This is a genomic window from Blastomonas sp. RAC04 (assembly GCF_001713435.1).
GTDB classification, from domain to species: Bacteria; Pseudomonadota; Alphaproteobacteria; order Sphingomonadales; family Sphingomonadaceae; genus Blastomonas; species Blastomonas fulva.
The window spans coordinates 426,217-438,877 of sequence record NZ_CP016460.1; the positions used below are offsets into that span (position 1 = coordinate 426,217).

The window sequence follows — 12,661 nt, forward strand, 5'->3', positions numbered from 1 at the left end:
TGAACACAACGGATGGCGAATCGGCGCTGTCCCGGTCTCTAGGGAGACAGACTATGAAGAAGTTTCTTTTTGCTGCTGCCGCTGCCGGTGCAGTCACCCTTTCCGCAGCGCCCGCCATGGCGGCTCCGCTCACCCACTCGGCGCCCAGCGCCGCCTCGGCTTACGGCGTGACCCATCAGGCGCCCATCGCGCATCAGTGGCGCGGTTATGACAATGACTGGCAGCGCCGCGGTTACGACAACGACCGCTATTACGGTCGCGAAGGTCGCTGGGACGATCGCAACGATCGTCGCTTCGACCGCAGGTTCGACCGTCGCGCGGTGCGCGGCTGGAACGGGCAGTCCTGGCGCGGAAACGACGGCCGGTATTACTGCCGCCGTGACAACGGCACCACCGGCCTGCTGATCGGCGGCGCGGCAGGGGCCCTTGCCGGCAGCGAGATCGCAGGACGCGGTGACCGCACCGTCGGCGCGATCATCGGCGGCATCGGCGGCGCTTTGCTCGGCCGCACGATCGATCGCAACAGCGGCAACGGCTACAGCTGCCGCTAACCAGCTTTCGCCCATGCTCTTGTCATGAGAGCAAGGTGAACGGGGAGACCCCTCTCCGCCGCAAGGCGGGGAGGGGTTTCGCGTTTGTGGGCCACGGCTTGCCAACCGGCGTGGCGCTGCCTATCCCCGCAGCCTCAGACACAGCCGGGAGGATGCGCGATGATCAACGGACCGATACTGGTGACCCAGCGCCTGATCCTGCGCCCGCCGGGCCCCGAGGACTTTGAAGCCTGGGCCGAATTTTCCGCCGATGAAGAGACGATGCGCTATCTGGGCGGGGTGCAGCCGCGCGCGGTGGCATGGCGCGGGCTGTGCTCGATGGCGGGCGCCTGGCACATTCGCGGCTTTGCGATGTTCTCGCTGATCACCCGCGACACCGGCCAGTGGATCGGCCGCATCGGTCCGTGGCAGCCCGATGGCTGGCCGGGCACCGAAGTCGGCTGGGGGGTCATGCGCAGCCATGCAGGCAAGGGGTATGCGCTCGAAGCCGCGGTCGCGACGATCGATTATGCGTTCGATCTGCTGGGCTGGGACACCGTGATCCACACCATCGATCCCGACAACGCAGCCTCGATCGCGCTCGCAGAAAGGCTGGGTTCGACCAACCAGGGCCCGACCCGGCTGCCCGAGCCGTATCAGGATTTTCCGGTCGACAGCTATGGCCAGTCCAAGGCCGAGTGGCAGGAAAACCGCAAGAAATTTGTCCGATACTGAAACGGCTTGCGGCCGAATCCCGGTTTGGGACAGGCTGGGGCGTCAAAGCAGAGGGGTTAACCCTCTTTTGCCGGGACAGCCTTGCGCCAAGCCGGGCATGGCTAACAGAATGCTAAGAGCCTTGTCCTAAAGCGACGGGCTTCCGTTTGATGATGAGGACTTCTGCCATGGCACACCGTTCCTTCGCGATGTCGCGCAAACTGCTGGCTTTGGGCGCCGCCACCCTGGTGCTCGCCGCCTGCCAGAATGCCGACGACACCGCCGCGCAGAACGAGGATGCAGCATTGCTCGCCGATGCCGCCGATCCTGCGATGAAGGGTGCGCTCGAGGACCAGATCCTCGTCGATCCCGATCTGGTCGACAAATCCAACCGCAACGCCGTGCTCGCCGAGGGCAGCGATGGCTCGGTGCCGTCGGCCGGCATCCCCAAGGGCCAGCTTGCCGCGGTCGAGAAGGCCGCCGCCGCCGCGATCGGCCCGCGCGGCCTGATGAAGGCGCCGGAGCCCAAGAAGGTCGCGGACGAAGAGTGCAAGGATTGCAACCAGGGCAGCACGCTGGGCGCCAAGGCCGCGCAGCAGAGCGGCGCATGCACCGGCAAACTCGATTACGCGATGACCTGGGCCAACCGCATGCCGTCCGACTTCGCGATCTATCCGCGCGCCAATGTGAAAGAGGCCGCCGGCATCGACAAGGGCCAGTGCAACATCCGCGTGGTCAACTTCACCACGCCCGCCGCGCTCAAGAACGTGGTCGATTTCTATTACACCAAGGCACGGCGCGGCGGCTATTCGGCCGAGTACCAGCTGCGCGGCGCCGACCATGTGCTGGGCGGCACCAAGGGCGAGGCGGCCTATGTGCTGTTCCTCAAGCCGATGGCCAATGGCGGCACCGAAGTGGATATCGTCGCGAACGGCGGGCGGTGATTTCAAACGTCAGGAATAGCATTTAAGCCGTCACTCCCGCGAACGCGGGAATCCCGCTTCTGACTGATCGTTGGCAAAAGCGGGTCCCCCGCGTGCGCGGGGGTGACGATGAGTTACAATGACATCATGCTTCGCTGGGCGCTGGAGCAAGAATATCAGTCCCACCCATTCCCGGCATTTCCTTGATATACAGGTCCCGCTGCGGGAACGGGATTTCGATGCCGTTTTCCTGGAACAGGTTCCACACCCGCATCAGCACATCGCCGCGGATGTTGCCCATGCCGCCCTCGGGGTCTGAAATCCACGCGCGGATTTCCCAGTTGACCGCGTTGTCGCCGAAGTCGGTCATCCAGATTCGCGGCGCGGGGTCCTTGAGCACGCGCGGCGATTCATCGACCGCGCGGTAGAGCAGTTCCTGCACCAGCTGCATGTCGCTGGTATAGGCGACCCCCACCGGGATGCGCATGCGCACGTTGCGGTCAGAATAGGACCAGTTCTCGACCGCAGTGGTCATCAGGTCCTCGTTCGGGATAAGGTGCTCCTTGCCGTCCCGGGTGATCACCGAGACCGCGCGCACGCCGATCTTGTTCACCCAGCCGAAGCTGTCGCCCACCGCGATGACATCGCCCGGCTTGATCGACCGGTCGAGCAGCAGGATGATGCCTGCAAACAGGTTGCCGATGGTCTTCTGCAGCCCGAAACCGATCGCGAGGCCGAACGCCCCGGAGAAGAAGCTGAGCGCGGTCAGATCGATCCCCAGCGCATCGATGCCGATGAAGAAGGCGATGACGATGACCACGACGCCCGCGATCTTCTGCCCGAGCAGCTTCTGCGTCGGGTCGAGCCCGTCGCTGCTGCCGATGATGTGCCCAGCGATGCGGTTGACGACGCGGGCGGCGGTGTACAGCACCAGCACCGTGACCGCGATGGTGACTACCCAGAGCAGCGAGAACCGCTTCTGCCCGAGGTTGAAGCCCACCCGGTCCATCGCGATGGTGATCGGATCGAGCCCGCCGAACATGCTGGCGAGGATCGAGACCAAGGTCGCCAGCCCCAGGAACGTGCCCAGCCAGTCGGGCATCCGCACGCCGCGCACGAGGTCGTTGACGAACAGCGCCAGCGAGATCGCCAGCGTCAGCCCGAAGACGACCGAGGCGATCAGGCTCCAGTCGTTGAGATTGAGCGCCATGCCGATCAGCATCGCGGTGGTGAAGCGGCGCACCATGTCGCGGATGCGGCGCCGTGCGAGCGGGCTTTCGTAGCCTGCGCGCCGTTCCCAGATCGCGGCAAGCCGCAGATAGACGAGGCGGCTGAGCCCCCAGCCGACGATCAGCGCGGTGGTCGCGATCAGCGCGGCAAGCACGCCTTCGACATATTGCAGATCATCGGGGCGGCGGATCCATCCCCAACGCAGAAAAGCTGTCGTGATTGCCTCGTTCATGCCGTCATGGTAAACGCTGCCAGCCCCTTGGCAAGGTCGGCGATCAGGTCGTCGGGGTCTTCCAGACCGATGTGCAGGCGCACGACCAGTGCGTTGGGCTCGCCTGCGGGCGGCCAGGATGTCGCGCTGCGGCAGCGCGCCGGATCGACCGGGATCGCCAGGCTTTCGAACCCGCCCCAGCTGTAGCCGATGCCGAACAATGTCAGCGTGTCGATCAGCGCTGCACGCGCCGCATCGCTGCCGCCATTCAGGACGAACGAGAACAGCCCGGACGAGCCGGTAAAATCGCGCTGCCATACTTCGTGGCCGGGGCAGGAGGGGAGTGCGGGGTGGAGCACACGCGCGATCTGGGGCTGCGCGTACAGCCAGCGCGCGATCTTGAGCGCCGAGGCCTGATGCTGGCGCAGCCGCACGTCGAGCGTCCGCAATCCGCGCAGCGCCAGCCAGGCATCGTCGGGCGAGACGACCGTGCCCAGCGCCTGCGCAGTCTGGCGCAGCCGGGGATAGAACCGCTCGGTGGTGGTGACCGATCCCAGCATCACGTCCGAATGGCCGACGATGTACTTGGTGCAGGCCACAATGCTCATGTCTGCGCCCAGCGCCAGCGCGGGCATGAAATGCCCGGTCGCCCAGGTGTTGTCGATCAGCAGCGCGATATCGGGGTTGGCTGCGCGCGCTGCCTGGCAGATCGCGGGGACATCCTGCACCTCGAAGGTCAGGCTGCCCGGGCTTTCCATCAGGATTGCGCGGGTCCGCTCGCAGATCAGCGCTGAAACCCCCGCACCGATGGTGGGGTCGTAATAGCGGGTTTCGATCCCGAACCGCCTGAGAAATCCGTCGGCAAAATTGCGCGACGGATCATAGGCGCTGTCGGTCATCAGCAGCACGTCGCCGGGCGACAGCACGCTGAGCAGCGCGCCGGTGATCGCCGCAACGCCCGAAGGGTAGAGCATCGTGCCATGCCCGCCGGGCTCGAGCGCGGTCAGCGCTTCGGCCAGCGCCCATTGGGTGGGAGAGCCGCGGCGGCCGTAGAAAAATCGGCCGTCTTCGTTGGTCTTGGGGCCGGACTTGAGCGCGGCAGTATCGGGATAGAGATGCGTGCTGGCGCGCCACACCGGCGGACTGACGACCGCGCCCGGCTGGTCCGCCGTGCCCGTCCACTCCGCGCGCCGGCCGCCGGTAACGAGGCGCGTGGCGGGCGATTGCGGATCGGTGGGCTTGGGCATGTGCTACCTCCGCCCTCCCCCCTTGCGGGAGAGGGCAACGAGACTTGGTCCGCCTGGGCGGGCCTAGTCGCAGTGGGAGAGGGGGCGGGCCCTCTCCAACGTCGCCTAGGCAGCAATCTGCCAAGGCGTTGGTATCCTCTCCCGTAAAGGGAGAGGATAAATCCGTGTCATCCCAGCGCCTTGGGGGTATCGTTATCGGCACCCCATTCGCTCCAGCTGCCGTCGTACAGCGCGACGTCGGTCTTGCCGAGCAGGTGCGCGCCGAAGGCGACCACGCTGGCGGTCATGCCCGAGCCGCAGGTGGTGACCACCGGCTTGTCGAGATCGACACCGGCAGCCTCGAACGCAGCCTTGAGGTCGTCGCCCGTTTTCCAGGTACCATTGGGGTTGAACAGGGAGCTGTGCGGCAAATTGACCGCACCGGGAATGTGGCCTGCGGCGATCCCGGGCCGCGGATCGGGCTCGGCACCGGTGAAGCGGGCGGCAGGGCGCGCATCGACGACCTGTTCGCCCTTGCTGTGCAGATTGCCCAGCATGTCGGCCTTGGTGCGGACGTTCTTCTTGTCTTCCCACACGGTGAAGTGGCGGTGACGCAGCGTTTCCTTGCCGGTCTTGATCGGGCGGCTTTCGGCCTTCCACTTGGCGATGCCGCCATCGAGGATCGCGACCGCGTGCGCGCCGAACATGGTGAGCATGAACCAGGCGCGGGCAGAGGACTTCAGCGGACTGTCGTCATAGAGCACGATGCGGCTGCCATCGCCCAGGCCGAGCGACTGCATGCGGCTGGCGAATTTCTCGGCAGGTGGCAGGGTGTTGTCGATGGGCGAGTTGCTGTCGACCAACTCCTCGAGGTCCATGAACACCGCACCCGGAATGTGACCGGCTTCATATTCGGCAAGCGCGCTGCGACCGGTGTCGGGCAGGAACTTGGACGCATCGACGATGCGAAGATCAGAGGCGCCCATTTCGTTGGCGAGCCATTCGGTTGAAACCAGCGAATCCATGTTTGTGTCTCCCTCTGCGAGTCTGCGCCCTTATTGGCTTTTTCCCGCCTTTTTAGACGGGAAACCCGGCTGGTTGCTCAGCCGGGATGCCGTGTTTTTGTTGCGCTGCACCATCAACATTATCGTGTCGGGCAGGGCGCGTCGAGTCGCAACGGGAACGAGGCGCCAGTTTTTTTGCATATGTTGCAATCATGTGCATCGATGGTGGCGGTGCCGCGCGCAGGGCGATAGGGGTGGCATCGCATTCATCAGGAGCCAGGTGCCGCCATGCGTATTTTGTTGACCAACGATGATGGCGTGAACGCGCCGGGGCTTGAGGTGCTGATCCGGATCGCCGCAGCGCTATCCGACGATGTCTGGATCGTGGCGCCGGCAGAGGAGCAATCGGGGGCGGGCCATTCGCTCACGCTGACCCGTCCGCTGCGCGTGCACACTCATGGCCCGAAGCACTTTTCGGTCACCGGCACGCCGACCGATGCGGTGATGATGGCGGTCGCCCGGCTGATGCAGGACACCCCGCCCGATCTCATTCTGTCCGGGGTCAACCGCGGCGCCAATCTGGGCGAGGACGTGACCTATTCGGGGACCGTCTCTGCCGCGATGGAAGGCGCGCTGGCAGGCATCCCGTCGATCGCGCTCAGCCAGGTCTATGCCCGCGAAGGCGCCGGGCTCGACGTCTCGTTCGACGCTGCCGCCACCTGGGGCGAGAAGGTGTTGCGTCCGATCATTGCCCAGCCGATGCCTGCGCGCACGCTGATCAACATCAACTTCCCCGCGATCCCGGCCGATCAGGTGCGCGGCGTGCGCGTGGTCGCCCAGGGTTTTCGTGATTACGGACGGCTCAAGATCGTCACCAACACTGATCCGCGCGGGTTCGAATATCACTGGTTCGCGCTGGGTGCGGTCGAGCAGACCCCCGCGCACAGCACCGATCTCGAGGCGGTGCGCGACGGCTATGTCGCGGTGACGCCGCTGCACCTGGACCTGACGCATTATGAATCCATGGGCGCGCTGGGTTCGGCTCTGTCCGCAACATTTGATAAGAATTGAAGTCGCAACCGGCGGTTTGCGCCGCGTAAGCAGTGGTAAAGCGTAAAGTTCATGCTAGAAGTTGACGTCATGGCGAGGGGTGAAACGCGCAGTCTTGTAAGGTCCGCAGCGGCCTGGTCCGCAGCTCTGGGCGCAATCGCGCTTTCCGGCTGCATCCCCGGCGGGGTCAGCCAACAGGGCATGCAGCCCGAGATCACCGAGGCCGGGACCCAGGCGAGGCCGCCGTCCGAGCCAGAGGTCGTCGGCAGCGACGCCCCGGTGTGGACAAGCCGCAGCGTCAGCCCCAGCGCATCGGATGTCATCGGCACGGTCTATGTTGTGCAGCCGGGAGATACGCTGCGCGGCATCGGCAACCGCACAGGCGCGGGATCGGAAGCGATCGCCGCCGCCAACGACCTCAGCGCGCCTTATATGCTGCGTCCCGGGCAGCAACTGACCATACCCGGCGGACGCTATCATGCGGTCGCGCAGGGCGAGACCGGCATCGCCATCGCGCACGCTTATGGTGTCGCGTGGAGCGATATCGTCGCGCTCAATGGCCTCACCGAACCGTATATCCTGCGCATCGGCCAGCGGCTCAAGCTGCCCGCAGGTGCCACCGCGATCGCGGCTGCGCCCGCCGGCTCCGGCCCGAGCGCCGCGGCCTCCTCGAAGCCGAGCCGGATCGGCGCGCTGGTGGTGAACATCGACGACGTGGTCACCGGCAGCCAGCCCGCGATTGCCGAAGGAACACCCGTGCCTGCAGCGAACGCAGCGCGCGCGCCTGTCTCTGCCGCGGTCCCGGTCTCGGTGCCAAAAGCCTTTGCGGGCAAGTTCAACTGGCCGATCACCGGCCCGCTGCTCACCCGCTACGGCCCGGTCGGCAAGGGTCAGATCAGCAACGGCATCGACATCACCACCACGCGCGGCGCTCCATTCCGTGCAGCCGCCGATGGTGTGGTCAGCTATGCCGGAAGCGAGGTCGCGATCTATGGCGGACTGATCCTGATCAGCCATGGCGATGGCTGGGTCAGCGCCTATGGCCATGCCGAGCGGATCGATGTCACGCGCGGACAGGCGGTCAAGGCCGGGCAGGTGCTGGGCGCTGCGGGGCAGAGCGGCTTTGCCGACACTCCCAAGCTGCATTTCGAGCTGCGCAAGGACCGCAAGCCTGTCGATCCGCTGCTGTACCTGCCGAGGAGCTGATTGCAGACGTGGCCGACAGCGACATCAAGCCAAGGGCGCTGCTGAAACGCGCCGCGCGTCTGCCGGTGCTGGCGGATGTCGCCCTGCGGCTGGGCTTTGCGTTCTTCCTGATCGCGCTGGTCATCCTGATCCACTGGCTCGACCGCGCTGGGCTCAAGGACAATTTCGACAACGAGATCAGCTTTCTCGATGTCGTCTATTTCACGATGATCTCGGTCACCACCACCGGCTTTGGCGATATCGCGCCGGTGTCCGACCGCTCGCGCCTGATCGAATCGGTGGTGGTGACGCCGGTGCGGGTCGCGGTCATTTTCATCTTCGTGGGCACAGCCTATAGTTTCGTCCTCAAGCGCACATGGGAAAAATGGCAGATGAGCAGGATCCAGCAGCGCCTGACCGGGCATATTGTCGTGCTGGGCTTTGGCACCAGCGGCTCGGAAGCAGTGCGCGAACTGATCGCGCGCGGCACCGAACCCGGCTGCATCGTGGTGATCGACCAGCATGAGCCCTCGCTCGCCCGGGCCGAAGCCATGGGGTGCAACGTGCTCAACGCCGACGCGGCGCGCGACGAAACCTTGCGGGATGTGCACATCGACCGGGCCTGCTCGGCGATCGTCTCGGCCGGGCGTGACGATACCTCGATCCTGATCGTGCTGACCATCCGCCATCTGGCCCCCGACGTGCCGATCAGCGTGGTGGTGCGCGCGGCCGACAACGAGCTGCTGGCGCGGCAGGCCGGGGCCAACACCGTGATCAATCCGGTCAGCTTCGCCGGATTGCTGCTCGCGGGCTCGTGCCAGGGCCCGCATATCAGCAGCTACCTGGCGGACCTTGCCTCGTCGAGCGGACGGGTGGTGCTGATCGAGCGGATGGTGCGCCCCGAGGAGGTCGGCCTGCCGCTCAAGGACATCAAGGATGGCGTGGGCGTGCGCATCTATCGCGACGGCAAGCCCTACGGCTTCTGGGACGATGAAAGCGCCAGCCTGTCCGCCGGAGACCTGGTGGTCGTGATCACCCAGGGCGATGGCCGCCCGCCGGTGACGATGGCGAACGATTGAGGGGCGGTTCCTGAACTGAATTTCTCCCCGCTTGTTTGCGGGGGAGAGGGGCAACGCGGCGCGCCTGTGTTCCAGGCGTCAGTCCCCGCCGCCACAGCCTCCGCCGCAGCCGCTGCACCCGCTGTCACCACCCGAGTCGCTCCCGCTGTCGCTGTCTGCGCCGCCGTCCCAGTCGCCATCCGCGCCGCTGCCGCCGAAATCGCCTCCGCCAGCCATGAACGCCGCGCCGCCTGCTGCGGCTGCGCCAGGGCCCGCGCCTCCGCCCGACCAGATGTCGAAGATCGCGCCCGATCCGTCCGAGCTGTCAGTCGAGCCGCGCCGGGCATTGCGTCTGCGCAAGGCATCCTGTTGCGGCGCGCCGCGTCGTGCGCGCAACCGGCGGATGATGCTGGCCATGACGGCGATCCCGATGAAAATCAGCAGCACCAGCCCGAAAAAGCCGAGATCGGAGCGTTGAACGCCGTTGAAGAACGACCGGAACACCGGCGATCCTTGCACGACGGCGGTGTCTGCTGCCAGCGCAGTGCAGGCCGCAAGCAGCGCCGCGCCTCCTGCCAGCGCCGCAACCGAGACCGATCGCCGCGGCAGCACGAAGTTTCGTGACCGGTCGACCCATTGATACCGCGTCCCGAAGCGCAGTTCGGCAGCTGGCCAGATCTCTGCCGGGGGCTCGGCACCGAAGGTGTCGCGATAGCGCGCCAGGGTCTGCGCATAATGGCTGCGATACTTGCGCCCCTCGGCGCCCCCGCCTGCGGTTGGGCCATGGTGCAGCGGGCGCCCAATGATCCGCGCGCACAGCTCGCCCCAGTAATGGTGGGTATAGGCCAGATGCAGGTGCCAGGCCTGATCGACCTGGTCCGACGGGGTGACCGGCGATGTGCCTGTCGCCGCGAGATACAGGAAGCGCTTGTATTCCTCGACCACAGCGGCGGCATGCCGGCGCGACCAGCCGTTTTCCCGCGCGAGCCTTTTGGTAAAGGTCAGCGAGGCACCCGCAGGCTCGATGCGCATTGCATCCAGCGCCCGCCAGATCGAATCGTCGATGGTGCCCATAACCGCCCTCCCGCTGTCGTGGAAGAAGCAGGCTATACCGGAAGGAGGCGACCGGCAATCCAGGATGTAAAATGGAGCGGAACGCAAAACGGGGCCACCCGCGCATGTGCGGATGGCCCCGTTCTTACGGATTCAGCTCCGGGCCGGGATCAGCGGCGGATGCGGGCGCGGTTTTCCAGATCAGTCAGACGACGCTCGACATAGGCACGCTCGTCCGCGGTGGCGTTCATGCGGGCATAGGCCGCTTCCAGCCGCGAGATATCCTCATGCTCGACCCGAAGCTGTGCCTGCGCGCTGGCCGACAGGCCGCTCGAGGGCAGGGCGCGGGCGATCGCATCGAGGCGTGCACGCGGGGTCTGCGTGGTGTTGCCGCCGCCGCTGTTGACCATGTCGCCAACCCGCGCATCGAGCGCTTCGAGCCTGGTGTACAGGTCGTCGCGCTCCTGCTCGGTCACCCGGCCATCGCGCAGATAGTTCGCTTCGGTGCGGACAAGCGATGCATAATCGGTCTTGAGCCTGGCACCTGCCACGCGCGTGATGCGTCGCGAGGACACCTGCGCATCGACGCGCTGGTAGAATTCGTTCTGGCCTTCGGCGATCGAGATGCCGATGTCGTTGCCCGGGTCATTGGCATAGCCGCCATCGGTGATCACCTGGGTCAGCTCGGTATAGCGTTCCGCAAGCTCGGCCTGCTCCTGCCGCGTGAAGCGGCGATCGGCGCCGTAGCGCGCTTCGAGCTGCACCAGATCGTAATAGTCGGACTTGAGCTGCGCGCCGGTGCGCTGGTCGATGGTGCGCGCGCGCACCTCGGAATCGATCCGGCTTTCGAACTGTCCGCGCTGCGTCGCCAGCGGGGTGCGGCCCAGCGACCATTGTGCCTCGATCGAGCCTGTCGATCCGGTGCGATCACCGAACAGCGCGCCGAAGATCGAGTTCAGACGCTCCTGCTGGCGCGAAGGCTGCTGATCGTTGGTGGTGTTGCTCTGCGCAAAGGCGGCGCTGCCGCTCAGCATCAGGGCAGCGGCGGCGGTAGCGGTGTAGAATGACTTCATTGGGGCGATCCTTATCGGTTGGTCCACCCTGTACGTGCGACCAATGGAAGGGTTGCCTTGATGTTAACTCCGCCAGGCGGCGCTGATTCAGCTGGCGAGGCCGGACTTCAACATGGTGATCACGCTGTCCTGCGAGTCGACGAGGGCCAGCACATGGCTGCGGGTCTGTTCGACCTGCGCGGCACCGCCCGCCTTGATCTCGCCCGCCGCTTCCTTTTCCAGCCTCGCAACATACAGGACTTCCAGATCCCCCAGCAGCTGGGTGAGCTCGCGCCGCGGGGCATCCAGCGCGCTGATCCGGGTCTGTGCCACCGACCAAGCTTCGCTGCCGACGCTGGCGTTCTTGGCGGCTGCTACCGCCTGCTGCGCGGCGGAGCGCGCCATAGCGAAATCCGCTTCGGCCTTGTCGGCGCGGGCCAGCAGCGCGGTCAGATCGCGCGCCAGTGCGGGGTCGGTGACGGATTCGATCGGCGGGGGCGGGGCCTTGGCCTCGGCCTGCCGGTCGCGCAGCTCGACATCGCGCCGCGCCAGCGAGGGGCGATCGGCCATCGGTTCGAGGCAGCCGCCCAGCAGGGCAGTGAGGCTGAGCGAGAGCGACAGCAGCGAGGAGGAGGCAACATGTTTCATGGCCAATCCATCTACGGGAGGCGAGGGCGTGTCGCAATGCTTATGGGCTTGTCATCCTGGCGGACTCAGGGCTAAGAGAGCGTCGATTGTCAGGTGGGCAACGGCCAAAAAAGCCGCTGCCATGGTTGACAGCCCCGGCAGTTTCACCTAACGGGCATGGCTTTCCGGCGCGGGACATCCCGTCGCAGGGCAGCGGTTTTCACTCTGCTGATTCGGTTCTGGCAACAGTCGGGTCAAAGGTTTGGATATCGCAAATTGCGTGCCCGGAACCGATTTGAAGCAAACAGAAACGAGACAACCCATGTTCGCTATCGTGCGCACAGGCGGCAAGCAGTATCGCGTTGCAGCCGGAGATAAAATCGCAGTGGAAAAGCTGGCCGGAGAGGCTGGCGACGTCATCGCATTGAGTGACATTCTGCTCGCCGGTGACGGTGGCGAATCCAAGGATCTGGCCGGTGTGGTCGTCTCTGCCGAGATCATCGCGCAGGCGAAGGCCGACAAGGTCGTGATCTTCAAGAAGAAGCGTCGCCACAACTATCGTCGCAAGCTCGGCCATCGCCAGCAGCACACGATCCTGCGCATTCTGGGCGTTGGCGAAGCAGTGAAGGCAGCGCCGAAGAAGGCCGCCGCCAAGACCGAAGCACCGGTGGAAGCCGCTGCAGACGCACCCGCCGCTGAGGCTGCTCCCAAAAAGGCTCCGGCCAAGAAGGCAGCACCGAAGAAGGCCGCCGCCAAGCCCGAAGCCGATTCGTCGGCCGACAACGCCTGATAGCGCGC

At 65.6% G+C, this 12,661-nt stretch carries 13 protein-coding genes; 7 read left to right on the forward strand and 6 right to left on the reverse strand.

What is annotated here, in order from left to right:
* The first annotated feature begins 53 nt into the window (after window positions 1-53).
* From BSY18_RS03100 to BSY18_RS03110, 3 genes are all read left to right on the forward strand, one after another.
* Window positions 54-551 carry a glycine zipper 2TM domain-containing protein gene (locus tag BSY18_RS03100; protein WP_069049617.1) on the forward strand — a complete coding sequence of 166 codons (498 nt, stop codon included), beginning with the start codon at window positions 54-56 and terminating at the stop codon, window positions 549-551.
* Window positions 552-710: 159 nt separating this feature from the next.
* Window positions 711-1,265 carry a GNAT family N-acetyltransferase gene (locus BSY18_RS03105; protein ID WP_069049618.1) on the forward strand — a complete coding sequence of 185 codons (555 nt, stop codon included), beginning with the start codon at window positions 711-713 and terminating at the stop codon, window positions 1,263-1,265.
* Between the two features lie 167 nt (window positions 1,266-1,432).
* Window positions 1,433-2,188 carry a hypothetical protein gene (locus BSY18_RS03110; protein WP_083231282.1) on the forward strand — a complete coding sequence of 252 codons (756 nt, stop codon included), beginning with the start codon at window positions 1,433-1,435 and terminating at the stop codon, window positions 2,186-2,188.
* A 124-nt stretch (window positions 2,189-2,312) separates the two neighbouring features.
* Here BSY18_RS03110 and BSY18_RS03115 read toward each other — a convergent pair whose 3' ends face one another.
* The 3 genes from BSY18_RS03115 to sseA all read right to left on the reverse strand — a co-directional run bounded on the left by BSY18_RS03115 (window position 2,313) and on the right by sseA (window position 5,859).
* Complete coding sequence (locus BSY18_RS03115; protein ID WP_069049619.1) at window positions 2,313-3,629, reverse strand: mechanosensitive ion channel family protein; 1,317 nt, start codon at window positions 3,627-3,629, stop codon at window positions 2,313-2,315.
* Entirely contained in the window at window positions 3,626-4,855 is a 1,230-nt protein-coding gene (gene metC, locus BSY18_RS03120) for a cystathionine beta-lyase (RefSeq protein WP_069049620.1), read from the reverse strand. The genes BSY18_RS03115 and metC overlap by 4 nt, the downstream gene beginning before the upstream one ends.
* 167 nt (window positions 4,856-5,022) lie before the next feature.
* Window positions 5,023-5,859 (reverse strand): 3-mercaptopyruvate sulfurtransferase, encoded by an 837-nt coding sequence (gene sseA / locus BSY18_RS03125; RefSeq protein ID WP_054136105.1) that lies wholly within the window; start codon window positions 5,857-5,859, stop codon window positions 5,023-5,025.
* Between the two features lie 267 nt (window positions 5,860-6,126).
* On the opposite strand from sseA, the gene surE reads away from it, so the two are divergent.
* The 3 genes from surE to BSY18_RS03140 are packed head-to-tail and all read left to right on the forward strand — an operon-like array spanning window position 6,127 to window position 9,152.
* Window positions 6,127-6,909 carry a 5'/3'-nucleotidase SurE gene (surE, locus tag BSY18_RS03130; protein ID WP_069049621.1) on the forward strand — a complete coding sequence of 261 codons (783 nt, stop codon included), beginning with the start codon at window positions 6,127-6,129 and terminating at the stop codon, window positions 6,907-6,909.
* 51 nt (window positions 6,910-6,960) lie between these two features.
* On the forward strand, window positions 6,961-8,094 hold the full coding sequence (locus BSY18_RS03135) for a M23 family metallopeptidase (protein ID WP_069049622.1): 1,134 nt from the start codon (window positions 6,961-6,963) through the stop codon (window positions 8,092-8,094).
* A gap of 8 nt (window positions 8,095-8,102) precedes the next feature.
* Entirely contained in the window at window positions 8,103-9,152 is a 1,050-nt protein-coding gene (locus tag BSY18_RS03140; RefSeq protein WP_069049623.1) for a potassium channel family protein, read from the forward strand.
* 78 nt (window positions 9,153-9,230) lie between these two features.
* Here BSY18_RS03140 and BSY18_RS20895 read toward each other — a convergent pair whose 3' ends face one another.
* The 3 genes from BSY18_RS20895 to BSY18_RS03155 form a co-directional block, all read right to left on the reverse strand.
* A complete protein-coding gene (locus BSY18_RS20895; RefSeq protein ID WP_069049624.1) occupies window positions 9,231-10,205 on the reverse strand; it encodes a glycine-rich domain-containing protein in 975 nt (324 codons plus the stop codon).
* Window positions 10,206-10,354: 149 nt separating this feature from the next.
* Entirely contained in the window at window positions 10,355-11,257 is a 903-nt protein-coding gene (locus BSY18_RS03150) for a hypothetical protein (protein ID WP_069049625.1), read from the reverse strand.
* Between the two features lie 87 nt (window positions 11,258-11,344).
* Window positions 11,345-11,884: a hypothetical protein gene (locus BSY18_RS03155; protein WP_054136110.1), complete on the reverse strand. Its 540-nt coding sequence runs from the start codon at window positions 11,882-11,884 to the stop codon at window positions 11,345-11,347.
* A gap of 301 nt (window positions 11,885-12,185) precedes the next feature.
* Here BSY18_RS03155 and rplU point away from each other — a divergent pair, with 301 nt between their 5' ends.
* Window positions 12,186-12,653 (forward strand): 50S ribosomal protein L21, encoded by a 468-nt coding sequence (rplU, locus tag BSY18_RS03160; RefSeq protein WP_054136111.1) that lies wholly within the window; start codon window positions 12,186-12,188, stop codon window positions 12,651-12,653.
* The last annotated feature ends 8 nt before the right edge of the window (window positions 12,654-12,661 follow it).